The sequence below is a fragment of the Mesorhizobium sp. M7A.F.Ca.CA.002.09.1.1 genome, from assembly GCF_003998555.1.
Taxonomy (GTDB): domain Bacteria; phylum Pseudomonadota; class Alphaproteobacteria; order Rhizobiales; family Rhizobiaceae; genus Mesorhizobium; species Mesorhizobium ciceri.
In genome coordinates this window covers 1-25,515 of sequence record NZ_RZRR01000002.1, presented here as the reverse complement: position 1 = coordinate 25,515, position 25,515 = coordinate 1, and the positions used below count along the sequence as shown (strand labels likewise).

Below are 25,515 nucleotides of genomic sequence, written 5' to 3'. Positions count from 1 at the left end.
TTGCGTGGTTTTCGATTATATCGTCGTGGGTGGTGGCTCCTCTGGATGCGTGATGGCGAGCAGGCTCTCCGCCTATGGCGCTCGCGTGCTGCTCATTGAAGCTGGCCCTGATACGCCGCCGAATGCCATTCCTGACGACATCCAGGATGGCGACCCAACGCGTGCTTACCTTAATCCCGGTTATCGATGGCAGTCACTCCACGCGACAACGGTGCGAGGTGGCCGCAAGCCTGTCCATTACGAACAGGCGCGCGTCATGGGTGGCGGCTCCAGCATCAATGCCCAAGTCGCCAACCGCGGCGGGCCCGGAGATTACGATGAGTGGGCCTCAAGCGGTGCAACGGGCTGGGGTTGGGAAGACGTGCTGCCCTACTTCCGTCGTCTAGAATGCGATTTGGATTTCGGCGGGGAATTTCATGGCACGAACGGCCCCTTGCCAATCAAACGTGTGCGCCAATCAGACTGGTCGGGCTTCATCCGGGCAATCTCCGATGCTTACGATGCTTTGGGGCTTCATTTCAGGCCAGACTTCAATGGTGCATTCGGTGATGGCTATTCAGTTGTCCCATTGACCAACCGCAATGGTCATCGGGTCTCCTCCGCGATGGCGTACTTACCCGAAACCGTCCGCTCTCGCCGCAATCTAACGATTTTATCCGAAACGACAGTTGCGCGGCTGACCTTTTTGGGAACAACGGTAACGGGGGTCGAGACGGAGAACAAATCGGGCGTGCAATCGTATAGCGCTTCTTGCGTTATCCTGTGCGCAGGAGCACTCCATTCACCCGCCATATTGATGCGCTCCGGGATCGGCCCCGCGAAGGAATTAGTACAATTCGGAATCCCTATCGTTGCAGATTTGAAAGGTGTGGGCCAGAATCTTCAGGAACACCCCACGATTTGCGTTTCGGCCTATTTGAAGCCGGCCGATCGCTTGTCACCCGGCGTGAGCGAATATATTCAGATGCACGCCCGCTACTCGTCGGGTTACGAAGGCTGCCCGTCGACCGATATGGCAATATCGACTGTTGCCAAATCATCCTGGCACCCGCTGGGGAGGCGCCTCGGCACTCTCGCCGTGTGGGTCAATCGCAGCTACTCGACGGGAACTGTGGCGCTCAAGGGTAGTTCGCATAAAATAGAGCCGGAGGTCGATTTCAACTGGTTGAGCGACAAGCGGGACGCCGAGCGCCTCAAGCAGGGCTTTCGCTTCATAGTCCGCCTGCTGCAGCAAGATTCGCTGTCCTCTGTGGCGCTGGACCCGTTTCCGTCAGCGTTGAATGCGCGAGCGAAGCTGGTGAGCAAGGTCACAAGCACAAACTATGCACTCACGTCATTTCTGGCGCTGCTCATGGACGCGTCGCCGCGGCTGCGCCGTGGGCTGATTAGGCGCGTCATAACGGATGGGGATAGCATTTCCGATCTCGTCAACGACGAGAAACATCTGGATCGGTATATTCGCCAGAACGTCATCCCAAGTTGGCATCCGACGTCGACCTGCAGGATGGGGGCAGCCGCGGATCCTGGCGCTGTGACCGATCCGTCGGGACGCGTTCATGGTATTTTGGGTTTGAGGATCGCCGACGCTTCCGTCATGCCATTTTGCCCTCGGGCGAACACAAACATTCCGACGATTATGGTGGCTGAGAAATTGGCCGACACAACCTTGAGAGACGGCAGACGGAGCTAAATCGCTGCCTGCTTTGCTGCTCGGCTAGTCGTCTCGTCGAGACGGCGGATAACGTCGACAAGCGCTTCCTCAGCTCATGTGCTCCTTGGTGCCGCCAGGCAGAACGCCGAACCCGATGTAGATGGCTTTTTTGCGAACGAAGTCTTCGTCCCTGAGCTTGACCGCTCGACCCGGATAGCGTCGAAAAAGACTATGGGATAGGAAAATTTCGAGCGGTCGGTTTCTGCCATTCGGCCATCGTCCGGGACGGCGTGTGTGATGGACGAGCTCAGGTAGCTGGCGATACCTCGCGTCATAGAGCTCTTCGAGATGGCCGATCCTGCCATGAAACCCGGAGGTCGGCGCTGGTCTGGATTGAGCCTGGAAGTCATAAAGCAATTCAGAATTGTAAATCGCTCTTAGTATCTTGGCCGTGATAATGTTAAACTAACCGCGACGGATGTAACAATATATACAACTATATTAACATACAAATCGTTGTTATCTTCACCAGGAAGCGCTAGAGATCAATTGCTAAGACGGAATCACCGCCCAGCCATCGGCTTAGCCTTAGAATGGGACATCATGTCGACTTTCGTTATTATTGGAAGAGACGGCGCGTTGCCCACATCCAAGGAACTGTCGACTTTGAGAGCCGCGGCAAACACTAATCAACTTAAGCGCCCAAAAAGGGGATTGACTATGACCACGCTGCCGAAAATTTCACTTTCGAAATTGAGAGACGATGCAACGCGACGTGACGAGCGCCAGCGCCTGCAAATGGCATGCCAGGAATACGGGTTCTTCTACCTTGTCGAGCACGGCATCCCCGGGGAACAGATCGCGCAAGCCATTGAGGCTTCCCGGCGATTCTTCGCATTGCCACAGTCGGTTAAGGAACGCTACGGGCACGCCTTTCAGGACGTGTACCCCACTGCCGCCCGTGGATACAGTCCTTTACACGGCGAAATGCTACATCCTGAGGCCGGCTTCGATCCAAAGGAGGTATTCGACCTCGGAATTGAGAACGAAGGCGACCGGCGTCCGTTCTCCGGCCGCACGCGCCTTCCGGATGAAGCCTTGGCTCCTGGCTTCGCAAGAAACCTGCTTGCTTTGCAGGCTACCGTGCTCGCCGGGATTGTCCCCCAGATCGGGGATGCGCTGGCGGACCTGATAGGTATGGAAGAGGCATGGTTCCAACGCCATTTCAGCACGCCGACGCTTGGGCAACGCGTGATACGGTATCCAGCTCGCGGCGGCACTTGCGCAAAGCACACGGATCATGGCTTCTTCACGCTGCTGCTGCAAGAGGAACTCCCCCTGCGTTCCTTGCAGGTGTGGTTCCGCGGTCGATGGATGCCGGTGCCGAGCCTGCCCGATAGTCTCGTAGTCAATCTGGGCGACCTCCTTCAGGTCTTGAGCGACGGCCGCTTCAAGAGTACGCCCCACCAGGTCGTGCATAGTGGTCCGACTGATCGAATTTCGCTGCCCTTCTTTATTTATCCCGAGATCGACGCTCGCCTGACTTCGCGACAAGGGCAGCAAGTTAGTGTTGTAGAAATGATGCTGCGCAACGTTGAGTCAATATGGGTGACTGGGAATGGCGCCGGACGCGCGCGCGAACTGCAATGATTGTCTGCTTTTCTAAAGCATGCGCAATTATGGCGCCGACGCGGTGCAGATCTCCGTGGTAAGCTGGAAGAACTCTCGCATCCGCTAGATTGTCCCGCCGTCGCGCGTGTAGCGCGGCGGTCGGAAGCCCGCTTCGGGATGAATGCACCTATGGTGTCAGATTGTTTGCATCGTGTGGTCGCAGGGAAAGATCGCACTAGATCTGCACCGCTGTCGCAAACGTGCTGCGGGAAAACCTGAGGGAACTTGATCCCATGATAACGCTCGCCCAACTCGCGCTTGACGTATCGCGAACCGAGCTCCCGGGAACCAGTTCCAGCGCGACCACGACGCCGTCACAGGCGGAAAGATCTTATAACACCCGGCGGTCGCGTGCTGCACGTCTTGCGGGCCGGTGGCAGTTATCGCAAGCCGTCAACCTTTCAGGCCGAACACCTCGCGCCCTGGAGCCCATTCTCAGCCGGAGCCCGCCCCTCATGGAGATTCGTCTCGCAGGCACTGCCGACCGCGATGCATGGCGGTCCCTTTGGTACGCATATTGCGCCGACCAAGGTCTCAATTCATCAGAACAGGCGACAGATAGGATCTGGCGGCGCATCGAGCGCCCAGACGAACCGATTAACGCGCTGATCGCGGTCTCAGCAACTGGCGTTACCATAGGTTTTGCTACCTTTGTCATTCACCCGTATACTCTTAGCGATCGTCCGGTCTGTTTTCTCGCAGATCTCTATGTCGACGAGTCTTCGCGGCGCCAGGGGATTGGCCAAGCCATGCTCACGAATCTGGCCTCCTACGGTCGCGACCAAGGCTGGCTGAGAATCTATTGGAATACGGACAGATCAAATTATCATGCGCGGGCGCTCTATGACAAGATCGGTAAATTGAGTCCATACCTTACCTACTACTATGACCTGTAGACTTGCTCTGAGGTCGTAACGAAAGCGCATTGACCTGCCCCAGTCTTTTAAACAGTGGCGAGTAGACTAGAGGTGCAGCCATTTATGTTGCGCACATGGGCTTGCAGCGGAATGTATTTTCGGCGCGATGATCCATTGATCAGGCAAGGACCGTGTTCGAGGTAAACTCCGTGCGGTGGTCTGCGACGATCATGCCGGGCTTGCCGCGCTGGGCGATCAGGTCGTCAGTTCGCGAGCAACGCGGCGACCAGAGATCTGTGTCCGGAATCGCGTAAGGCATTCGCGCGTCACGTCGTCGACGAGTTGATCGGCCGCAGGAGAACTGGTCGTACAGCGACCAGCGTGCGTTCGGCTTCGCCTCGACACGGATCGGCCCCGCATGCCGACCGCCGCTCGCCGTCCGCACTTCAACAAGGTAGGCGACATCTCGTCGACCGGCAAGATCTATTCCGGACGTCCGCGCTGTCGTTATGACAAGCCATATTCTAATTTAGATCTCAAAAATCTTCCGGGGAGCAGTGGTCAGTACCTCGACGCCGGAGTCTGTGACACGGAACGTTTCGCTGATGACGTATCCAAAATCCTCCTCGATCCAATTACCTAACATCAGGTGAAAGGTCATGTTTGGTAGCAACTCTGTCATATCGCCATCCTTAAGGCTTGCGGTCGGCTCCAACCAACCAATGCCGTGTGCATAGCCGCAACGCGTCTCCTTTTTGAGGCCCCGCTTCTCGATGCTGCGATTGAAGGCGTTGGCAACATCGCTGCAAGTCGCTCCTGGCCGTATCGCATCAAGAGCGACCTCAAGGCCGGCGACTTGGATCTCATGCACGCGACGTAGACGATCGGAGGGTGAGCCGATCGTGTAAGTGCGCATAAGCCCAGCACAGTAACCATATCGCGCACCGCCGATTTCGAGATTCACCTGCGATCCATAGCGAAAAACGTCCTCGCTCCACGGAATGTGGCACGTTCCCGTTCGCGGTGATGAACACAAACTTATTCCCTCGATCCCGCTTCCTGGCTTACCGTTTGCGCCGCGCACCAACGTTGCCACAATTTCCGCGCACGCGTCTGCTTCACGCACCCCGGGGCGTATTACCTCAGCAGCGCGTCGAATCGCGGCGTCTGAGATTGCCGCCGCCTCCCGCATTACAGCTATCTCGAGATCTGACTTGATGAGCCTTTTCCAAGTGACCGCCTTAGTAGCATCGACGATCGTGGCACCAGGCAGGCGCATCCTAAACTTTTTCGCCGATTGCGATGGAAGGCAGCATAGCTCGATTCCTATGCCTCGACTCGCGAGGCCGACGTCCTCCAAGTAATCGACTACCGCGTCATAGCCATCCTTGTCAGGATTTCCAATATACGCTTCGGGGTATGCGACGATTTTGTCGCGCTCCATAAAACATTGATGAATGGCTGCCGGCGCATCACAGCGGCGCAGAATGAACGTCGGTTCCTCTTCTCGTATCGAAACCACAACGGCCTGAGGAACATAGGCTGATAGCGCGGTGTACCCCGTGAGATAGGTAATGTTATGTTGGTCGGAAACGACGAGCGCGTCGATATCGCACCGACCCATTTCGAACTTCACCGAGCCGAGCCGGCGAAGGTATTCACTTCTAGGGAATGCCTGGGGTCCCTTGGATATATTCATAAGTTTGAACTCCAGCTATGCTTTTGACAACAAGGCGAGCTATTGCGGGTAAGAGTTCTTATGCTGGCGACGGATCACCTCTCAGTTGGGGGGGAGTCGTGGGGCTGCAGATCGCTCCTGTTCGCCCGACGGCGGTGTGATAGACCAAGCGATTAAGTCGACAGCTCGTTGGAGTATCGCTTCGGTCTGAGCAAGGCTGGGTGAAACGGCGACGACATGTCCTATCCAGTCTCGAAAATCGCCTTTCCTGAAGATCGGCGCGTTGGGTTCAACATACAATTTGATTTCAGCGACACCTGGTACCGCGATCGCCTGACTGCCGCCATCGATCCAATCGAGGGTGCCGTCGCAATCAGCAACTAGGAACCGCGCGGCTGCGGTCTGCAAATGCCTTCTGCGCAAATCCCATTCCTCGCCGACGACAAGCTTGATGTGCTCGGTGACCAGATCGACACCGCTCGCCAGTTGGACCAGTTCAGGCTCAAGCGCACCAGCAAGACGCGGATTCACTTCGATTACAACCGGGCCATGATTAGTCAACCGGAGCTCGATGTTCGTTGGCCCCCAATTAAGGCCAAGAGCTTGCAAGCACCTCAGCGAAACATCAACGATACGGTCATGATCGTCTTCCGCAAGCGGGGCCGGGAAGGTCGTTTCACGGAAGACGAAATGCGGTGGGGGGCCGAAATCAACGGCGACAATCCCAATAACCTCATTGCCCATTATCTCCACGCTATAAAAAGGGCCGCGCGCGAATTCCTCAACCAATATCCTCGGCGAAGACGGCCAGATGTGCTTCCCACCCAACAGATAGGTCGTGTGGTCAGCTAACTCATCGGCGTTGCGGCACAATCGGACACCGATGCTACCGCTGCCGATTGCCGGCTTAACAATTACGGGAAAGCCGATCTCCGCGACAGCGCTTTCTACTTCTGCCACATTCAGCGCCATGCGATAAGCGGGTATCGGAACTCCGGCTTCCGCAAGTAGCTGGCGCTGAGAGAATTTGTCACAGCATCGTTCAATCAATTCGGGGTTGGGTCCCGGTAAGTCGAAATGCCGACATAGTTTGCCAACGGTTGCATAGACCGACTCGTCGATGCCCGAGAAGCCCGTGATACCAGCGATGTCATTGGTCTCACGCAGCCTGGAACATTCGCGAATCAAGGTATCAAGATTGGTTGTATCGACACGGATTGCCTCGCTTCTTTCCGCCGCAAGATACTCGTACTGTGTTGGATCAACTGATAGTGTAATTGGATGAAAGCCAAGACGCCGGGCCGCGTGGATGTATCGTATTCCATTACCTCTTGCATGGCCTTCAACCAGGATGAGAGCTTTCCTTGACATTGGCTGTTCTCCACTCTGCGTTTTTGTCGATAGGTCGTTTTGCCATCGTGGACCTCAGACTTAAAGACAACGATCCAAGGCCAAACATTCCGTGAAATTGGTCGCCTCTACCCGCAGCCGCTGGCTGAAGCTGAAGTTGCCTTTGGCGCAGCAAAATCGTCTTCCCAGATCTGGGCAGAACCGATTGGGCTTGATGGCAACTGACCGAATAGTGGCCGAGTGGGATAATGCACTGTATCGCGTACCAGAGTACTGGGGACGAGTACGCCCTTGACCGGGACCCGGCGCCACGAGCTGTCACCGAAAGGCCCTACTAGGGAGTGAGTTTTAGCGCGTTATCGCCGGGAGAGCCCTCGCGAATCGAGAACGTTATCCTTCCATCGTCGTCTATTGCACCCTCGTAGAACATGTGGTCGCAGATAGAATTATCCCGGTGGAAAGTCAGCACTCGCGGCTTGATCTCCACCATCTGATGCTCCTCGATGTATGCGGAGGAGCAAACGATTATTTCGTCCCCGACCTGACAGGTGCGAGCAGCGGCTCCGTTCAGCACGCAGCAACGAGAACCCCGCTCTCCATAAATCACGTAAGTGCTGATTCGAGCGCCCGATGATTTATTCCAGATTTCAACGAATTCCATTGGAAGGATGCCGGCTTCGTCGCAGTGATCTGGATCCAAAGTTATTGAGCCCCGGTAGTTCAAATTCGCGTCGGTCACAGTTATTCCATGAAGCTTGGCGGCAACAAATTTTCTCATCTACATTTCCTCTCGGCGGTGGGACACTGCGTCGACAAGCGATTGCTGTGTCTTGGTTTCAGGATGGATGGATGGACGTTCTGCGATTTGTCGTATTGTGGTTCTTAGGACAAAATTGATTACTCTGGCGTGGCCAGCACGAGACAGTCAGGCGAAGGCTGGTTGTGGTGGGCGGAGGCATTGCCGGCCGGCTGTCCCCCATTGGTAATGCCATCCGATACAGTTCCGACATGTTCCGTTCCTTTAATTAGTTGTGATTTCAGGTGACTGTGCCAATCGGCCCGTTCAACTGGATCGCACACAAAGTTGCAAACCTCGTGCCAAACTGGCTAATCAGGCCGGAAACAGAAATGCGTGATCTCTTTCAGCTATTTAGGTGAGCAGACCACGGATCGGATCAAGAAGGCACGTCGCGGACGCGACAAAATGTTGAGTGTAGGACGGGTTGAGGTGGCGCCCTTCTGCTGGTGGTCGTGCGGCCGATCTGGGCATCGTTGACTTCTGGCGGCGGGGATGTCGAGGACGCTCGGGTATTGGCTGTTCGGATCTTAGACGCGTGCAGCCTCATGCCTCGAATGCGGCCGTTTTACTTGTCCCAGTCGAGGCCTGCCTAAATGTTTGATCTCAGGTTTTGATGGGGCATCCTTATCTTCCGAATCAAAGGATGCACTATGGGCCAGGTTCTTCATGGGAGCGCCACGACGACAGAGGCGGTCCGTCGGGCGCCCGCTGATCAAGGGTTTGTTTTCAGCGATGGGATGGTCGCGGGGCTTACGCTCCTAAGGACGACCTTAAGAGCCCAGCCTCGCTACCGTGCCATGATCGCGCAAGGCGGCCCTCGCCGGAGGCGTACCCGAGGATCGCCCCTGACCAACAAGGAAAAGCCGGATCGACGCGGTCATGTATCCTCTAAGAGTTGTCATGACGCTTACCTCCTTCAGGTTGTGTGCGTCAAGTTCTGCAAAATGGGGCGGCCACGATGCTGGTCATGCGGCTTGGCGTAGAGCGAGCTTCTTGTGCTCGCGCAGATCGTCCATGTTGATGTAGCGGTTGGCCTCCATCCAGTTCTCGTTGGTCTCGCAGCCAGCGCCCTGACGAGGCGCAGGCAGCTTTCATTGGGGAAGATGCGCATGACATTGGTGCGCCGGCGGATTTCCTCATTGTGCCGTTCAAGCATGTTGGTGCTCTTGAGATGCTTGTGATGCTGGCGCGGCAGGCAAAAGAAGGTCAGCGTGCGCTCGATGGTCTCCTCCACCCAACTCGTCAGTCGCGGATAGCGGCCCGACCATTTGGACAGCCATGCGGCGAGATCGGCCTTGGCCTCGGCGAGATCGCGCCGGTCATTAGAGCCAGCGCAAGTCCTGCAGGCAGTCGGCGCCGTGCTTTCTCGGCAGGTGATCGAGCGCGTTCCTGAGGAAGTGGACGTAGCAGCGCTGCCAGGCGGCTTCGGGGATCACCTCGCCGATCGCCGCGACCAGGCCGGCATGATTGGCGGAGACAACCAGCTCGACGCCCTTGGGGCTGCGCGCCTTCAGCGCGACGAGGAAATCCCTCCAGGCCGAGCGGCTTTCGCGATTGGCCATCTCGACGGCCAGGATCTGGCGCCGGCCGTCCCAGTCGATGCCGACAGCGATCAGCACCGCCTGGCTCATGACGACGCCGGCCTCACGCACCTTCTCTTAGCGCGCATCGAGGATGAGGTAAGGAAACGGCTCTTGAAGGGGGCGCCTGGCAAAGGCAGCGAGGCTCTCGTCCAGCCGCTTGTTGATGGCCGAGATCGACGAGGCCGAGAACGCATGGCCGCACAGCTCTTCCGTGATCGCCTTGACCTTGCGGGTCGACACGCCCTGCACATACATCTCCGCAAGCGTCGCCACCAAGGCCCGCTCCGAACGCTGGTAACGCTCGAGAAGCTCGGTCGAGAAGCGGCCGGCCCGGTCCTGCGGAACCCGCAGCTCAAGCTTGCCGACCCGCGTGACAAGGGTGCGGCCGTAATAACCCGAGCGGTAGCCGAGCCGCTCAGGTGTGCGCTCGCTCTTCGAAGCCCCCAGCGCCTCGTCCATCTCGGCCTCGAGTACCTCCTGCATCACCGCACGGATCACTTCGTGAAGTCCGTCCGGGTCCGAAAGCAGAATGTCTTTGATGGCAGCGCTGCCGGTCTTACTTTCAATCTTGGTCATGGTGGCGTTCCTTCGCGGGAATCGGTGACGTGAACAATCACCAGCCTGCCATGACCGCCCTCTCTCAGCGAATTTGCAGAACTGTCAGCACACACCCTCCTTCATCACAAACCCAACCGAACAACTGGGCAGGTGTTCCAAAAAACGCCGAGTTCCAATAAGGACTCAGGTCCTGGTCCGCTATTGTCACCCCTTCCAAGTCGATGTGTTCGTCACAAATCTTGCGCAATTGAGAAAGGTCGCCCGGGCGTACAACTCTGATTTCCACAGTATTCTCCTGCTTCTCGTTCCGGCACACGTCAGGGGATTTGCTTGCGCAGTTGCCTGATGTGGCAGGTGAGCCAGCCCGCATATTGGCCGTCGTATTGTGGGCCGCGACGCTCACATGTGCGCACCCGATGAAGTGTAGATGTGTTTGTTTCAGGCAATGAGGCGCGTCTTGTGAGCACCGCCACGGTGGACCTGAAATCGCCTCACAGACGCTTGCCCACTGAACACGTCCCCGCCATGACCGGGGACGTGTTAAGGCACATTGCCTTCAGCCTCTGCAGAGGTCAGCGGTCTTGCTGCCGTCCGCAGGTTGTCTTTGCCGTAGCCGTATTTGCCGAATACTGCCATCATTTCGCCAGAGCCAACATAGTCCTGCATACGGCATTGAACGCGTCGACCGCAGCCTGCTCGTTGAGCTCGAAGGCGATAGCAGGATAGTTGGCTGGCGCGATGAACGAATCGGCCAGCTCAAGGCTGTGGTCCTTCTTAACAAGTCCAGTCGCTGTAAAGTAGTCGAGGGCACCGGCGGCGGCGCGACAGCCTGTCCGCCGGCGGTCCGGCGACCTGCATGATTTTGTCGTCGGCGATGCCTGACTTTTTCGCGTCCTGGACCGCGGTGTAGCCTGTATCACTGACGAAGGTGAGTCCCTTGTCACGCACATCCTCATAAGAATGCAGCCCTTCCGGGTTGCCCTTAGGCACCAGCAGTGCGCCTCTCTCCGTAGCGATCGGTTCGCTGAACAGCACGTTGCGGCAGCGCTCCGGCTTGATCCACATGCCGGCCGTGATGAAGTCGAAGCGGCTAGCCTGCAGGCCGGGGACAAGTGAGCCCCATTCGGTTACGACCGGCTCGATTCTATTCTCGTGTTTTTGCGCGACGCACGCAAATGCCAGACAATCCGATCCCCAAATTAATTCCCAGCACCGCAGGTTATTTGGTGTCCGCTTTTTCAACGAGACGCTCCATGAGCGTGCTGTAGGCGACAAAACCGGTGTGAGACCAGAAGGTCTTGCGGCCAGGATTGGTCTCCAGCACGTCGAGGAAAATCCTTGATTTGTTGTGGAAACGAGACCGAATAAGCAGCTCAAGGGTCCTGCAGCCAATCTCCGAACGTCGGTGTTGGCAGCTGACGTAGAATTGCCTCAAAAAGACGCGTTGCCCACTCGGCTCCGCATTGTCTGGCTCCAAACGATGAGTGGCGAGGCCCACAATCTCGCCGTTCTGGCTGAAGAGGTCGACCATCCAAATTTCGCGATTCACCAACTGAATAAACCGCTCCTTGAGTTCTGAAACCGTCATCGGGGTTTCGATGCTTCTCGGCCTCGATCAACTCGCGGTTCAACATTGCCAACTTGTCGAAATCTTCGGCGGCAGCTCTGCGAATCTCAATTGTCTCTGAAGCACTGTGATCCTCTCCTGACCCATGCGACCCACGCAGCGGGCTAGGCAATGCGCTCCTACATGTCCGTGGTGGGTAAAGCCCGTCCGCAGCCAAAAATCCTATGATTAGAGTTGTTCTCGATGACCTCCGATACGGATTCTCTCGCCGGGCTTATTTCGATTTGGTCGAGGTCATTGAATCCTGCATCGCCCGACAGCCGCGCCGTCGGTAGGGATCAGCAAGCGTTCAATTTCCAGATGGTGGCTGCGAGAGGCGGATACCAACGTTTCTCGTCTGAACGTAGCCGTCCAGCGCTTCCTGACCCTTCTCCCTGCCGTAGCCGGACTGGTTTATCCCACCGAACGGTGTTTCCACCCCGCCCACATACCACCCATTCACGTACACTTGACCGGCCCAAAGGCGGTCGGCGGTCCAGAGGGCCCGGTCAATATCCCGCGTGAACACGCCCGCTGCCAGACCGTGAACGGTGTCGTTCGCGAGATTGACGGCCATTCCCGGATTATCGAACGTGGTAACGGCAAGAACAGGACCGAATACTTCTTGCTGGAAGAGATTGCTGTCTCGCGCGACATCGGCAAACACCGTGGCCGCCATAAAGTAACCGCTCCGCTCCGAAAGCGCAGTCCCGCCGGTTACGAGTCGCGCGCCCTGCGAGAGGGCCGTCTGGCAGGCCCGCTCAACTCCTTGTCGTTGGTTTCGGGAGATCAACGGGGTGATGTCGCAGTTTTCGCGTCCTGGACCGACCGACAGTCCTTCGACGCAGACCCTCACTCTTTCCACCAGTTTGTCTGCAATAGAACGTTCCACAATAAGACGTGTAAGGTTGTTGCAATTCTGGCCTGCATTCAGAAAGGTCCCGACGCGTACCGCTTCCACAACGCAGTCGAGGTCGGCATCGGAATACACAACTGCAGCCGACTTTCCGCCCAGTTCCATTATGCAGGGCACGATCCGATCCGCTGCCGTCTTGAGCACCGTCCGCCCAGTAGTAATCGAGCCCGTGAAGACGATGTGGCGAACGTCGGGATGTTCGATCAGCGCCTGGCCTGCCGTTTGGCCGTATCCAGTGAGCACGTTGACCGCTCCGGCAGGCAGCCCCGCTGTCTCACAGGCACGCGCAAGTTCAACTCCGGAAAGGGGAGCTAGTTCCGGCGACTTCACCACGACTGAGTTGCCGGTTGCGATGGCGCAGGCCAGCGAGCGGGCCGTCAGTTCAAGTGGACCATTCCACGGAACGATCTGGGCGGACACGCCGAAGGGACTTCTGACTGTGTAGTTGACCAGGTTGGCCCCGCGCGGGATCGAGCGCCCTTCAAGTTTGTCGGCCAAGCCACCATAGTATCGCAGGTATCTGATGGCGGTCTGAACCTCGCCATCGGCAAGTTCCAATGCCTTCCCCGTCTCCGCGCAGTTAATGGCTGCGATCTCGTCGAAACGCGCTTCAAGGGCGTCGGCAACGCGAAACAACATGCGACCGCGATCATACGGATGCATGTCTATCAGCACGCGGTCGCGAAAAACGCGGTGAGCAGCAGTAACGGCAAGCTCGATGTCTTGGGGTCCTGCTTCAGCTACGACAGCAATCGTTTCGGCGCTCGCCGGGTCATCGACCTCGATGCGTGTGCCGGACACAGAATCCCGCCACTCGCCATCGATATAATTTTTGACTACGTCGTTGCTGGCCATCCAGTCCTCTTTCTTATCGCTCGATTTTCTTCGAATTGGCGCAGCGACAGTGGTCGGCGCCGCAGGAAGAACGGCAACCGTGGTATCGGTCCGGCAGTGAAAGCCCTAGTCTGCCGTTCAGCCGCTCCGAGTTCGCCCACTGCCACATGCCACGGAACGGCCTTCCCGTTCCGTGACTGCGAGCGGCCCGATTTTGGACCTGCTAGTGGCCCGGTGCTTTGTCGGCTAGCGAGCCGCGCCTCCACCGTCGAGGGTAGTCGCTACTGCGCCAATGCTGTCGCGAATGATGGACAGACCACGCCGAAGGTCAGCCTCGGCGATGGTGAGGGCAGTCATGAACTTAAGCACCTCACCGTATGAGCCGGCGATCTCGATCACCAAGCCCCGACGAAAAGCCTCCTGGGAGACCAGACCTGGCAAGGAGTGGTGCTTCGGTGAAACGAGTCCGTACATCAGACCGCGGCCTCGCACGCTCAGGCCGAGGGTGGGGAATTCCTCGGTAATCGCGTTGAGTTCTTGGACCAAGATCGCAGACTTGCGAGCGATCTCATCCTCGAACTTGGAGTCGGACCAGTAAGCTTCGAGGGCCGCACGAGCAGTGACGAAAGCATAGTTGTTGCCTCTGAAGGTCCCGGTGTGTGCGCCCGGGGCCCAGACATCAAGTTCAGGCTTGATGAGAATAAGGGCCATTGGGGTTCCGATCGCCGACAAAGATTTGGACAGGGTAACGATGTCCGGCACAATTGCAGCCGCTTCGAAACTGAAGAAACTGCCCGCGCGACCGACCCCGGCCTGGATGTCATCGAGGATCATCAAGATTCCGTGCCGCGACGTTAGCTCGCGCAGCCGTTGCAGCCAAGTAACGCTCGCAGCATTGATGCCGCCTTCACCTTGGATCCCTTCCAGGATCACCGCGGCAGGTTTGTCGAGGCCACTGTTGGGGTCATTGAGAAGCTTTTCGAAGTAATCGATTGTGTCAACTGACGCCCCCAGGTAGCCTTCGTATGGCAACGATGTCACATGGGCGAGGGGAAACCCGGCAGCGGCCCGGTGCTCCTTGTTTCCCATCGCTGCCAATGCTCCAGCGCTTTCCCCATGGAACGAGTTGGTAAACGAGACGATGTTCGATCTCCCGGTCACCTGGCGAGCCAGTTTTAGACTCGCTTCGACCGCGTTCGTACCTGTGGGGCCGGGAAACTGTAATTTGTATGTCAGACCACGAGGCTTGAGAATGTATCGCTCGAAAGCTTCGATGAAGGCTTTCTTGGCCGTCGTGGCAAGGTCCAGCCCATGCACAATTCCGTCGCGCTCGATATAATCCAGCAGCGCCTTCTTGATGACGGGGTTGTTGTGCCCATAATTCAAAACGCCTGCACCGGCGAAAAAGTCGAGATATTCCCGACCGTCTGCAGCGATGAGAGTGGTCCCGACTCCGCGATCGAATAGGGCGGGGAAGGCGCGGACGTAGCTGCGCACCTCAGACTCCAGGCGATTGAAAACCGCGAGACCTGCATCCATTTCAGGTGCGAATTGCTTGCTCATAGGCGAACTCCTCAATCTGAAGCCTGCAAAGCCAGGCCTCTTCTGCTTTATGAAGTGGCGTGTAGGTGCCGTTGTGAGACAATAGCGCGCTACATTGGGCGCCTTGCGCAAATTCTGAGCGGCGGGATGCAGTAATTATGCGAAATTGCCGGCAGGTTGCATAAGGCCGGCGGTTTGTGTGGCTGCGGTGACGATTTTTCCCAACCACCTCAAGACGGCTGCATTTGATGCAGCAACCGGGGCAGGCGAACCTAGCGCTCGATTCCCTATACACAGATGAGACTCTTGGCAGCGTGAGCCAACGAATGGAAGCCGAAGCGCGGAAATAGAGGTCCCCCCTATCATCATCGTCCAGTCGGCTTAGCGTTTAAGTTCCGAGACGTTTCCTCGGCCGAACTGGGCGCAAGGCCTCGGCTTTTGACCGTCGGCTGCCATTGTCAGTTGGGCGATGGTGGACAGCACTCTTCGGCCAATGGCTATAACTGACGTCGAGGACGATAGCCGACTTTGGTCCCATGCCTGGCCTGATCGTTTGGGCTTCCGTCTGCGCGGGGTTGAGGCTACAGTCGAGTGCATATCGCAGTTTTTCTGCGCAAATTGCAGCTATTCCGGAGAATGACCATGGAATTGGATCGGATAGATCTGAAAATCTTAAGCGCTGTTCAGCGCAACAATCGCCAAACAACGGAAGAATTGGGCCAACTGGCCGGTATATCGCCCACGGCCTGTCAGCGGCGATTGAAGCAGTTGCGACAAATTGGCGTAATTGAGGCTGATGTTGCAATCGTGTCGCCTGAGGCGGTGGGCAGGTCCCTGATGATGCTGGTCTTGGTCGACATTGAGCGCTATCGTTCCGACGTCATCGATCGCTTCAAGCAGTCTCTACAGAAGGCGCCTGAAGTAATGAGCGCGTATGCGGTCACCGGTAACGCCGATTTCGTTCTCCTTCTCTCCGTGCGTGACTTGGCAGAGTACGACGCATTCTCGAGGCGTTTCTTCTTTGATAGCCCGGCTGTTAGAAATTACAGCACGATGATTGTGATGGATCGCACGAAGGTAACCTTGGCGGTGCCAATCGATGTATAGAACGCGCAATCTTACGCGCATTCAACAACTGGTTGATCCGATTCACCGATGACTGGCGCAAGGGTCAGCCGCCTTGCCCGCCGGCCATGATTGGGACGGGAGTTTTCGTACCGCTAAAGCGGCGATGGAGCGCAAGGCGAAGCATCATTCTGCTCCTTACAACGGCCTCGTCAGCGCGATGCTGCAAAAGCACTTCTGGACCTACCGGGCTGCATTCTGATGTATCTCGCGATAGGTTTGTCCCCTTCAGTCGCGATGCGCTTTGTCCACTTAAGTCACGACGCTCCGGCATCGCCTTCAGCCCTGATGGACTGCTGGCAAGGTCATGTTTAAACGTTCCGCCCCGTTGGGAGGCCGCCATAATGCGAATCTCTTAAGAATGCGCTGATTTCCTGCGTCCTGCAAGATAATTGCGCGTTTTTGCTTGCTCGCCGTCTGCTAGATTTTTGCCCGACTCAGACATTTGCGAGTTTGCGTGGTTTTCGATTATATCGTCGTGGGTGGTGGCTCCTCTGGATGCGTGATGGCGAGCAGGCTCTCCGCCTATGGCGCTCGCGTGCTGCTCATTGAAGCTGGCCCTGATACGCCGCCGAATGCCATTCCTGACGACATCCAGGATGGCGACCCAACGCGTGCTTACCTTAATCCCGGTTATCGATGGCAGTCACTCCACGCGACAACGGTGCGAGGTGGCCGCAAGCCTGTCCATTACGAACAGGCGCGCGTCATGGGTGGCGGCTCCAGCATCAATGCCCAAGTCGCCAACCGCGGCGGGCCCGGAGATTACGATGAGTGGGCCTCAAGCGGTGCAACGGGCTGGGGTTGGGAAGACGTGCTGCCCTACTTCCGTCGTCTAGAATGCGATTTGGATTTCGGCGGGGAATTTCATGGCACGAACGGCCCCTTGCCAATCAAACGTGTGCGCCAATCAGACTGGTCGGGCTTCATCCGGGCAATCTCCGATGCTTACGATGCTTTGGGGCTTCATTTCAGGCCAGACTTCAATGGTGCATTCGGTGATGGCTATTCAGTTGTCCCATTGACCAACCGCAATGGTCATCGGGTCTCCTCCGCGATGGCGTACTTACCCGAAACCGTCCGCTCTCGCCGCAATCTAACGATTTTATCCGAAACGACAGTTGCGCGGCTGACCTTTTTGGGAACAACGGTAACGGGGGTCGAGACGGAGAACAAATCGGGCGTGCAATCGTATAGCGCTTCTTGCGTTATCCTGTGCGCAGGAGCACTCCATTCACCCGCCATATTGATGCGCTCCGGGATCGGCCCCGCGAAGGAATTAGTACAATTCGGAATCCCTATCGTTGCAGATTTGAAAGGTGTGGGCCAGAATCTTCAGGAACACCCCACGATTTGCGTTTCGGCCTATTTGAAGCCGGCCGATCGCTTGTCACCCGGCGTGAGCGAATATATTCAGATGCACGCCCGCTACTCGTCGGGTTACGAAGGCTGCCCGTCGACCGATATGGCAATATCGACTGTTGCCAAATCATCCTGGCACCCGCTGGGGAGGCGCCTCGGCACTCTCGCCGTGTGGGTCAATCGCAGCTACTCGACGGGAACTGTGGCGCTCAAGGGTAGTTCGCATAAAATAGAGCCGGAGGTCGATTTCAACTGGTTGAGCGACAAGCGGGACGCCGAGCGCCTCAAGCAGGGCTTTCGCTTCATAGTCCGCCTGCTGCAGCAAGATTCGCTGTCCTCTGTGGCGCTGGACCCGTTTCCGTCAGCGTTGAATGCGCGAGCGAAGCTGGTGAGCAAGGTCACAAGCACAAACTATGCACTCACGTCATTTCTGGCGCTGCTCATGGACGCGTCGCCGCGGCTGCGCCGTGGGCTGATTAGGCGCGTCATAACGGATGGGGATAGCATTTCCGATCTCGTCAACGACGAGAAACATCTGGATCGGTATATTCGCCAGAACGTCATCCCAAGTTGGCATCCGACGTCGACCTGCAGGATGGGGGCAGCCGCGGATCCTGGCGCTGTGACCGATCCGTCGGGACGCGTTCATGGTATTTTGGGTTTGAGGATCGCCGACGCTTCCGTCATGCCATTTTGCCCTCGGGCGAACACAAACATTCCGACGATTATGGTGGCTGAGAAATTGGCCGACACAACCTTGAGAGACGGCAGACGGAGCTAGGCCAGGCGGCATGTACATTCTGCCGGAGCGCTGCCGCAATGTGGTGTTCACCGAGCCGCTTGCTAAGTTCACCGAAGCCCTGCTCATGCCGAATGGCAATCCCAAAAGACCAGCACTCCTTTGACGATATTCGTGATAAGGGCCTAACGCTGGTCACCACCGCCGGTTCCGACACGGTCACGACCGCCAAAGACGCGGGCATTCCGGAGGATCGTGTCATGCAGGTCGCCGGCCAGGCCGAATTCTTGCAGGCAGTGAAGGTCGGCCGCGCGGCGGCGGGGTCGCTAAACTACTTCACGGTAAGGAGCTCGCTGACAAGGTCGACAGCGTTGAAATGGCAGATCCGTTCACCCCGCCGGCTGGGAAGGCCGGCTACCCAAGTCTCGCCTTCCTGCCCAATCAGCAGGCGGTCGATGCCTTCAACGAGGTATTGAATACTTATATCGGCTCCGACCAAATGATGCAGTCGGTCAAAATACGGCTACACCAAAATCAATCTGCCGGACGGCACCAAGACCGGCGACCTGTGCAAGGGTTGAAATCTTGCGGGGAATGCCACCCATGCACCTAAAAGGCTCCCGGCCGCAGTGGCTGGGCGACGACAGAGCAAAGTGACAAGACGCGAGGCTCCGGGGTGCCGATTTCCGGTATTCAGACGAGATAGTTCGGCAACGTGGCATGTGAGGCTGCTACGCTCAGGAGTGAGCAATGGCAGTCCATCTCGCATGTCGCAATGCCGACCTGATGCCCCTCCTTTTGCCGAGGAACCGATGATCACCAAGCATCGCGTATCGGTTGATGGTGTCGAGACATCGTACTGCGAGAACGGAGCTGGTAGGCCGATTGTTTTCCTGCAGGGGGCGGGCTTCCGTGCAGAGGCTAAGAGTTCCTTTGTTCGGCAGCTGAACGGGCTATCCGATCAATTTACGGTAGTAGCGATTGATCAACTCCATTTTGGGGGAACGGATTATCCTGCTGACTGCAAATACATTAACCGGCTCGGTCGTGTGAATCATGTAATTAGCTTCCTCCAACAACTGGGTTTGAAGCAGATCACGCTAGTCGGCCATTCAGAAGGATCATTCGTCGACGCGCGGGTCGCGATCGTGCGTCCCGATCTTGTTTCTAAGCTTGTCCTGCTGACCGCTAACTCCGTGTCGCCGGCGTTCGGAGATGACCGTGACGAAGCTTGGCTGGAGGCCTGCCGGCAGGCTTACGGCTGTTCCGGCCCGATGCCGAGCGAAGAGGAATACATCACCGCACGGCGGAAAAGCTGCCGCGCCCACGGGCAGGATGTGGAATGCGCCGAGCGAGAAGCCTATCGGCGGGCCGCGGCTCGGGGACAATGGGAGATCTGGCAGAGATTGCCGGAAGACGAGACAAACCTGCATCGTTATCCACTGCTGCAGCAGAAGTATATCTTCCCCTACCTTGATCAGCTTCAGGCCCAGACGTTGATCATCTGGTCCAAGAACGACCCTACCGCGACGCCGGAGCAAGGGATCAACCTGGCGAAGCTGATCAGGAATTCAGATTTCCATCTGCTCAATAATGCCGGCGATTCCGTCCAGGTTGATCCGGAGCGAAGCCGTGAACAGACTCATCCGTCAATGGCACGAATGATCAACTGTGACGGGAACAATGCTCGGGCCAGCGTCTCCGAGGCGAATCTCTCAGCGGCGTGTCGCATACGACGAACTTGTGCCCTGCCATGGCAACAAGGGCATAGCCCAGGCGGTGGCGCCCATCCAACCGGGCAGGGCAGGAGTCATGCAAGACGTGGTGTGCCTCAGTTGGCCATACCACAGCTCGCGATTGTTCACTTCCAACGAACCACGGGGATGACGGAAATGTGCGTATGCACCCAAAAATCACCGAATTTCTGCGAATAACTTGCATTTCTCGCACAAAGCACCACAGCTGCGCTGCTACGCTCACGAAGCATGCACAAGTGGCGTAGCAAAGGATCGACTGGAGGAATCTATACCTAAGTGGGGACCCTGCAGCTCACACGATGATGGGAACCGCCGGACTACAAGCTCAACAAATGATGCAATGGTCTTTTCCCGAGGCATATCGGGAGACCATCGGCGATGCGAAAACGGAGGACTAACCAGTGGTCAAGTGGAAACTCGACGAATGCTTTAAGGCTGCAATCTTGAAGAGGATTGCCGCGCTCGGCCTGGCGGCGATGACAATCTCGTCCTTTGCCGGTTCGGCCTCGGCGGAGTCGCTGCTCGATAAGATTAAGAACGGAGAAACGATCCGTCTTGGCTTCACCAATGAGCCTCCCAGTGCCTATCCTGGTGCGAACAACGAGCCGCTTGGCCTGGTCAATGTGATGACACTGGACGTTCTGAGAAAGATGGGAACGACCAAAATCGAGCCGGTCGTAACCGATTGGGGTTCCCTTGTCCCGGGCCTCCAGGCTGGTCGCTTTGACATCATCACGGGCGGCATGTGGATTAAGCCGGAGCGGTGCCGCAACGTCCTGTTCAGCGAACCGATCGCATCGAGCAATGATTCGATGATCGTGCCGAAGGGCAATCCGGAAGCGCTGCATTCCCTCCATGACGCTCAGAAGAAGGGGCTTACCCTGGCCATCATGACGGGTACCACCGCAGTCGAGCAGGCGAAGAAATTAGGTTTCCCTGACGACAAGGTTATGCAGGTCGCCGGACCGCCCGAGGTCGTACAGGCTGTAAAGGCCGGCCGCGCCGCTGCCGGCTCGCTCTATAGTCTGAACGCGACGACTCTTGCCGAGCAGGATCCCAGCATTGAGGTGGCTGACCCGTATACCCCGCCGGGACCGAATGAACATCCCGCCATAGCCTTCCCGCTCAGCGAACAGGCTGCGGTAGACGCGTTCAATGCTGTGTTGAAAGACTATATTGGCTCTGACGAAATGATGGCCGCGGTCGGCAAATATGGTTACACCAAACGCGATCTCCCGGATGGCAGCAAGACCGCTGATCTTTGCAAGGGCTGAAGCTATGCGTCTGACCGCTCCCCGGCCCTTGGCCGGTAGGCGGTCAGTGGGGAGGGCATATGAGTAAGGTCGATCTCAGCTTTATCTTTGCCGTGCTCACCAAGGGCGTCATGACTACGGTCATCGTCACTCTTGGCGCCTGCGTCGTAGCGATCGTCCTTGGGCTTTTCGTGGGCCTGACCCGAGTCTCTCCCCGTCGGCAGTTGCGCTGGTTCAGTATCGCCTACATCGAATTCTTCCGCGGGACGTCCATGCTGGTTCAGCTCTACTGGTGGTTCTTTGTATTGCCGATTTTCGGTATTTTCCTGTCGCCGTGGACTGTCGGAATTTTGGGGATCGGAATGAATGCCTCTGGCTACGCAGCCGAGTATGTCCGCGCCGCCATTCAGGCCGTTGATAGGGGCCAGTATGAGGCATCTACAGCGCTCAATTTTTCGCGGCTCACCATGATGCGGCGTATTATCCTCCCACAGGCAATGCGCGCCATGCTGCCGACCTGGGGTAACATGCTCATCGATGTGCTTAAGGGTAGCTCGCTCGTCTTCTTCATCACCATTCCCGAATTTACTAGCGCCGCCAAGCAGGCGGCCGACGCAACTGGCGATTATATGCTGTTCTTTGCGGTTGCACTATTCGGTTATTACATCATCGCGCGCGCCCTCATCACTCCTTTCGTGCGCTGGCTGGAACGCCGCGTCTCGCGCGGTTTCGTTCGGGAGCAGGTGGCTTGAAGATCTGGGATTGGTCTTACGTATGGGAGGCTTTCCCATATCTCTATCAGGGAGCGATCGTCACCATTGAGGCTACGCTGCTCGGGTTTGCGATCGCGCTGATATTGGGTCTTGTCTTCGCGATGATTCGCCAGTCGCCAAACCGCTACGTCTCGACCACCATGGCGGAGATCGTGGAGTTTATCCGTTCAACGCCCTTGCTGCTGCAGTTGTTCTTTGTCTATTTCGTTGGTCCGCAGATCGGAATCTTCATTCCTGCCTGGACGGCGGGAGTTGGCGTGCTGGGGATCCACTATGCAGCCTATTGTTCCGAAGTCTTCCGCGGCGGCATCGAGAATGTGGATGGCGGCCAGTGGGAGGCCTGTACGGCACTAAACCTTTCGCGAACGCGGACCTGGCGAACAATCATTCTGCCGCAGGCGATCCCGCCCATGGTGCCAGCTCTGGGCAATTACTTCATCGGCATGTTCAAGGACACGCCGGTCCTGGCGGCAATCTCGATCTTCGAGATGCTGCAGCAGGCGAAAAATTTCGGGGGCAATAACTATCGATACATAGAAGCGATCACTATGTGCGGCTTCTTCTACTACGTGTTCAGCTTGGTTGCTTCCGCTATCGTGCAGTCGGTCCGCGTCTGGCTCAACCGCCGCTACCATCTGCAATAGGGAGGCCTTATACTATGAGCGAATTTGTGCTTCGCTTCGAGGACGATCTCACGAAGCGCCCTAGGGCATCAGCCAGGCGGGACGAGCTTGACCTCGATATCAGGCGCAGCGAAAAAGTCATGAACGAACCCATAGTTCGCTTCGAGAACGTCACAAAGCGCTACGGCGCGTTGACGGTGCTGGACGAACTCAATCTCGAGATCGCACGCAACGAGAAGGTGTCCATCATTGGTCCGTCCGGCTCGGGCAAGACCACCGTTCTGCGCATGCTGATGACGCTTGAGCACATCAACGGGGGGGTGATATGGGTCGACGGTGAACCGTTGACGCATACGCAGAAGAACGGCCAAATAGTGCCGGCGAGCGAGCGTCATCTCCGTCGCGTGCGTGCCAAGATCGGTATGGTGTTCCAGCACTTTAACCTGTTCCCGCATATGACTGCTCTGCAGAACTGCATGGAGGCGCCGATCTCCGTCCTTGGGCTCTCGAAGAAGGAGGCGGAGGCCCGAGCGGCAGAGCTGCTCGACTTGGTGGGCCTCGGCGACAAGAAGAACCATTTCCCGATCCAGCTTTCCGGGGGCCAGAAGCAACGCGTGGCGATCGCTCGGGCGTTGGCCATGCGGCCCAAGGTGATGCTGTTTGACGAGGTGACATCAGCGCTTGACCCGGAACTGGTTGGAGAGGTGCTCAACGTCATCCGCAAGCTCAGCGCCGAACATGACCTCACAATGCTGATGGTCACGCACCAGATGGGCTTTGCCAAGGAGTTCTCCGATCGCGTGTGCTTCTTTTCTGGCGGTAAGATTGTCGAGCAAGGCCCGCCCAGCCAGCTTTTAGGCAATCCGCAAAACGAGCGAACGCAGCAGTTTCTCAATGCGGTGCTGGAGACGAGGTGAGTTGCGGGTTGTGCCGCTAGTTGAGTTATCCCGTGGGTGGCTTCCGGGCAGGAACTGGTCCGTTCGGAGCAGGCTGCCCTGCGACGAACCTACGCGCGGTTTTTCAGGGCCGGGTTGATGTCGAGGTTACTGCCCCAGTTCATTCAGGACTGCATAACTAGGATCGTCCGGTCCAAGCCCCAGATTGGTCGAGTTAGGTAAATAGCGCTGCCCGTTCGGCAGTTGCGAGCTTGAAGATCTGATGTGCGTTCAATCTGCCATTCAGGGCATCTGGGCTCTGGAAAGTGCCCTAACACGATTGTCTGACGGCGGACGCAAACCCGGTATCCTACAGGCCCGGGGAGGGTCGCACAAGCGTTCTGCGGTTTCCCAGTTTTTACGGCTTTCATGCGAATGCACCAAAACAATGCCGACTTACTGCGCCTGGAAAGGCATGTTTCTCTGAAACAGCCGTTTCGACGCTGTTAAATTCGTGCATTCAGAGAGAACCTGTATCGCGCAGGTGATGGGCATTTGCTGCCGAAATCACCATCTTAGCTGCTTCCAGAAGAAGGATGCTTCCGTGACAACTCAACAAAGGGCCCTCGGAATTATTGGGCTGGAGATCGGACTTCCGCCTCGTGAATTTCCGCCACCGCAACCGGAGTCGGTCTTCAACCCGGCAACTTTCGACTTCCCAATTATAATAGAGACCGCGGCCGGGGCTTTGGAGGAGAGGGTCATTCCCGGTGATGCTTCTCTCGAGCCGGCCTACATTGCAGCTGCCAGGCGGTTGGTCGAGCGCGGAGCAGTCGCGATAACCGGGGACTGCGGGTTCAGTATCCGGTACCAGGCTGCAGTGGCCGCGTCTGTCGAAGTCCCGGTGGCCATGTCGAGCCTGCTACTGGCGCCCACGCTACTCCGGCAGCTTCCAGCTGACGCAAAGCTCGCCGTTGTGGCCGCAGACTCAAGACACTGCGGCAAAGAGCTGCTGGGCATAGATTCATCCGCAGAGGCAAGAGTAGTCATCGGCGGCATTGAAGGTGACGCGTGGCCGGCTGGTGTTGTTGAAATGGAGTCGGAGGTTGCAGCCTGTGTCGCGCGACTTGGCGCCGCACATCCGGGGATTGCCGCCCTCCTATTTGAATGTACATTGTTCCCGATGGTGACGTCAGCAATCCGTCGTAGGACAGGACTGCCCATCTATGACGCCGCGACCCTTTATCGGATGACATTCGCGTCCGTGGCTTGACCGCTTGGAGGCCACTATCCCAAAATATGAGCTCATGTCTGGTATGAGTTGCGGCTCGTTATTGTAACACACGTCCGCATCTTGTCGAATACTCTGTCGAGACTGGATCCTCGATTTCCGAGGTCAGGACGCGGTGCCTGAGATGCAGGTTGGATTTTTGGAACTCGTGCTGGTCGACCGTGATCCAGACGCTAAGCGGCGACCGACTTCGGCCGGAGTTGAAGCAGGGCGATCAAGGGCCACAAAAATCACTTCAGCCACCTGAGCAGGAGGGAGAAGTTGTATCCGGCGGCGGCCAGGACGGCGTTGAGGGCGTCGCCCTGCTGGCCGGCGAGGTAGTTGCGGCCCATGCGGTGTTCGTTCTTGATGTGGCCGATATGACGCTTGCCAGCGTGTGGCCGTCATAGGGATTGCCGGGCAGCGCTTTTGCATGCAGGGCGAACTGGCCGCCCTTGGAGCGCTTCAGCGTGGTGGCCACCGACACCTTCACACCGAACTCGTAGGGCATATGCGCCTTGCCCTTGCCAATGCATTCCACCTCGTGCGCGTGCAGGCTGTAGATCTTGCGGCCGCGCTGGCGCTGGCGTTGCTAGAGAACGGTGGCGGCCTGGTAGAACGGCCATTTGAAGAGCGCGTCCAGCCCCGCATCGCCGGCGATCTGGCGAGAAATGTCGCGAATGGTCCGGCCGA

General features: G+C 57.3%; 18 protein-coding genes and 4 pseudogenes. 11 read left to right on the top strand and 11 right to left on the bottom strand.

Translation table 11 applies throughout. From position 1 onward, the window contains the following. The first annotated feature begins 4 nt into the window (after nt 1-4). On the top strand, nt 5-1,690 hold the full coding sequence (locus tag EN994_RS00285; protein WP_063169348.1) for a GMC family oxidoreductase N-terminal domain-containing protein: 1,686 nt from the start codon (nt 5-7) through the stop codon (nt 1,688-1,690). An 81-nt stretch (nt 1,691-1,771) separates the two neighbouring features. On the opposite strand, the pseudogene EN994_RS35815 reads toward EN994_RS00285, so the two are convergent. After that, nucleotides 1,772-1,915 (bottom strand): annotated as a pseudogene (locus tag EN994_RS35815) (transposase); the annotation flags it as partial. Nucleotides 1,916-2,371: 456 nt separating this feature from the next. Between EN994_RS35815 and EN994_RS00280 the strand changes: the two are divergent. Together EN994_RS00280 and EN994_RS00275 are read left to right on the top strand one after the other, a co-directional pair. Continuing rightward, entirely contained in the window at nt 2,372-3,301 is a 930-nt protein-coding gene (locus EN994_RS00280; protein ID WP_063170383.1) for a 2-oxoglutarate and iron-dependent oxygenase domain-containing protein, read from the top strand. A gap of 476 nt (nt 3,302-3,777) precedes the next feature. Continuing rightward, nucleotides 3,778-4,218, top strand: coding sequence for a GNAT family N-acetyltransferase (locus tag EN994_RS00275; RefSeq protein ID WP_158515807.1), 441 nt, complete (start codon nt 3,778-3,780; stop codon nt 4,216-4,218). A 142-nt stretch (nt 4,219-4,360) separates the two neighbouring features. On the opposite strand, the pseudogene EN994_RS00270 reads toward EN994_RS00275, so the two are convergent. From EN994_RS00270 to ectB, 9 genes and pseudogenes are all read right to left on the bottom strand, one after another. Continuing rightward, a pseudogene (locus EN994_RS00270) lies at nt 4,361-4,591 on the bottom strand (IS3 family transposase); the annotation flags it as partial. 117 nt (nt 4,592-4,708) lie between these two features. Next, nucleotides 4,709-5,878, bottom strand: coding sequence for a Xaa-Pro peptidase family protein (locus EN994_RS00265; protein ID WP_063169356.1), 1,170 nt, complete (start codon nt 5,876-5,878; stop codon nt 4,709-4,711). Nucleotides 5,879-5,959: 81 nt separating this feature from the next. After that, on the bottom strand, nt 5,960-7,228 hold the full coding sequence (locus EN994_RS00260) for an acetyl-CoA carboxylase biotin carboxylase subunit family protein (protein WP_082826583.1): 1,269 nt from the start codon (nt 7,226-7,228) through the stop codon (nt 5,960-5,962). A gap of 313 nt (nt 7,229-7,541) precedes the next feature. Then, the gene (gene panD, locus EN994_RS00255) at nt 7,542-7,985 is read right to left on the bottom strand and encodes an aspartate 1-decarboxylase (protein ID WP_063169354.1); all 444 of its coding nucleotides are present in this window, start codon (nt 7,983-7,985) and stop codon (nt 7,542-7,544) included. Between the two features lie 986 nt (nt 7,986-8,971). Beyond that, nucleotides 8,972-10,165 (bottom strand): annotated as a pseudogene (locus EN994_RS00250) (IS256 family transposase). Between the two features lie 756 nt (nt 10,166-10,921). Beyond that, nucleotides 10,922-11,389 (bottom strand): transporter substrate-binding domain-containing protein, encoded by a 468-nt coding sequence (locus EN994_RS35810; protein ID WP_224571101.1) that lies wholly within the window; start codon nt 11,387-11,389, stop codon nt 10,922-10,924. Continuing rightward, complete coding sequence (locus EN994_RS00240; RefSeq protein ID WP_063169352.1) at nt 11,367-11,735, bottom strand: GNAT family N-acetyltransferase; 369 nt, start codon at nt 11,733-11,735, stop codon at nt 11,367-11,369. The genes EN994_RS35810 and EN994_RS00240 overlap by 23 nt, the downstream gene beginning before the upstream one ends. Before the next feature lie 328 nt (nt 11,736-12,063). Continuing rightward, nucleotides 12,064-13,524 (bottom strand): aldehyde dehydrogenase family protein, encoded by a 1,461-nt coding sequence (locus EN994_RS00235; protein WP_063169351.1) that lies wholly within the window; start codon nt 13,522-13,524, stop codon nt 12,064-12,066. Nucleotides 13,525-13,749: 225 nt separating this feature from the next. Continuing rightward, nucleotides 13,750-15,066 (bottom strand): diaminobutyrate--2-oxoglutarate transaminase, encoded by a 1,317-nt coding sequence (gene ectB / locus EN994_RS00230; RefSeq protein ID WP_063169350.1) that lies wholly within the window; start codon nt 15,064-15,066, stop codon nt 13,750-13,752. 621 nt (nt 15,067-15,687) lie between these two features. Between ectB and EN994_RS00225 the strand changes: the two genes are divergently transcribed. From EN994_RS00225 to EN994_RS35600, 8 genes are all read left to right on the top strand, one after another. Continuing rightward, the gene (locus EN994_RS00225; protein ID WP_063169349.1) at nt 15,688-16,152 is read left to right on the top strand and encodes an Lrp/AsnC family transcriptional regulator; all 465 of its coding nucleotides are present in this window, start codon (nt 15,688-15,690) and stop codon (nt 16,150-16,152) included. A 475-nt stretch (nt 16,153-16,627) separates the two neighbouring features. Then, nucleotides 16,628-18,313 (top strand): GMC family oxidoreductase N-terminal domain-containing protein, encoded by a 1,686-nt coding sequence (locus EN994_RS00220; RefSeq protein ID WP_063169348.1) that lies wholly within the window; start codon nt 16,628-16,630, stop codon nt 18,311-18,313. 770 nt (nt 18,314-19,083) lie between these two features. Further along, entirely contained in the window at nt 19,084-20,205 is a 1,122-nt protein-coding gene (locus tag EN994_RS00210) for an alpha/beta hydrolase (protein WP_063169347.1), read from the top strand. 224 nt (nt 20,206-20,429) lie between these two features. Then, on the top strand, nt 20,430-21,302 hold the full coding sequence (gene ehuB / locus EN994_RS00205) for an ectoine/hydroxyectoine ABC transporter substrate-binding protein EhuB (RefSeq protein ID WP_082826582.1): 873 nt from the start codon (nt 20,430-20,432) through the stop codon (nt 21,300-21,302). 59 nt (nt 21,303-21,361) lie between these two features. Beyond that, the gene (gene ehuC / locus EN994_RS00200) at nt 21,362-22,033 is read left to right on the top strand and encodes an ectoine/hydroxyectoine ABC transporter permease subunit EhuC (RefSeq protein ID WP_063169346.1); all 672 of its coding nucleotides are present in this window, start codon (nt 21,362-21,364) and stop codon (nt 22,031-22,033) included. Next, the gene (ehuD, locus tag EN994_RS00195; RefSeq protein WP_063169345.1) at nt 22,030-22,698 is read left to right on the top strand and encodes an ectoine/hydroxyectoine ABC transporter permease subunit EhuD; all 669 of its coding nucleotides are present in this window, start codon (nt 22,030-22,032) and stop codon (nt 22,696-22,698) included. Before ehuC ends, ehuD begins: the two co-directional genes overlap by 4 nt. A 119-nt stretch (nt 22,699-22,817) precedes the next feature. Then, a complete protein-coding gene (gene ehuA / locus EN994_RS00190) occupies nt 22,818-23,594 on the top strand; it encodes an ectoine/hydroxyectoine ABC transporter ATP-binding protein EhuA (protein WP_063170381.1) in 777 nt (258 codons plus the stop codon). Between the two features lie 562 nt (nt 23,595-24,156). Beyond that, nucleotides 24,157-24,825 (top strand): hypothetical protein, encoded by a 669-nt coding sequence (locus tag EN994_RS35600; RefSeq protein WP_176477193.1) that lies wholly within the window; start codon nt 24,157-24,159, stop codon nt 24,823-24,825. Between the two features lie 248 nt (nt 24,826-25,073). Here the strand turns inward: EN994_RS35600 and EN994_RS00180 are convergent. After that, a pseudogene (locus EN994_RS00180) lies at nt 25,074-25,515 on the bottom strand (IS5/IS1182 family transposase); the annotation flags it as partial.

Excerpts from the sequence above, each read along its gene's own strand:
- EN994_RS00280 (WP_063170383.1), top strand. The coding sequence starts at position 2,372 with ATGACCACGCTGCCGAAAATTTCACTTTCGAAATTGAGAGACGATGCA.
- EN994_RS00275 (WP_158515807.1), top strand. The coding sequence starts at position 3,778 with ATGGAGATTCGTCTCGCAGGCACTGCCGACCGCGATGCATGGCGGTCC.
- EN994_RS00265 (WP_063169356.1), bottom strand. The coding sequence starts at position 5,878 with ATGAATATATCCAAGGGACCCCAGGCATTCCCTAGAAGTGAATACCTT.
- EN994_RS00260 (WP_082826583.1), bottom strand. The coding sequence starts at position 7,228 with ATGTCAAGGAAAGCTCTCATCCTGGTTGAAGGCCATGCAAGAGGTAAT.
- panD (WP_063169354.1), bottom strand. The coding sequence starts at position 7,985 with ATGAGAAAATTTGTTGCCGCCAAGCTTCATGGAATAACTGTGACCGAC.
- EN994_RS00240 (WP_063169352.1), bottom strand. The coding sequence starts at position 11,735 with ATGACGGTTTCAGAACTCAAGGAGCGGTTTATTCAGTTGGTGAATCGC.
- EN994_RS00235 (WP_063169351.1), bottom strand. The coding sequence starts at position 13,524 with ATGGCCAGCAACGACGTAGTCAAAAATTATATCGATGGCGAGTGGCGG.
- ectB (WP_063169350.1), bottom strand. The coding sequence starts at position 15,066 with ATGAGCAAGCAATTCGCACCTGAAATGGATGCAGGTCTCGCGGTTTTC.
- EN994_RS00225 (WP_063169349.1), top strand. The coding sequence starts at position 15,688 with ATGGAATTGGATCGGATAGATCTGAAAATCTTAAGCGCTGTTCAGCGC.
- EN994_RS00210 (WP_063169347.1), top strand. The coding sequence starts at position 19,084 with ATGATCACCAAGCATCGCGTATCGGTTGATGGTGTCGAGACATCGTAC.
- ehuC (WP_063169346.1), top strand. The coding sequence starts at position 21,362 with ATGAGTAAGGTCGATCTCAGCTTTATCTTTGCCGTGCTCACCAAGGGC.
- ehuA (WP_063170381.1), top strand. The coding sequence starts at position 22,818 with ATGAACGAACCCATAGTTCGCTTCGAGAACGTCACAAAGCGCTACGGC.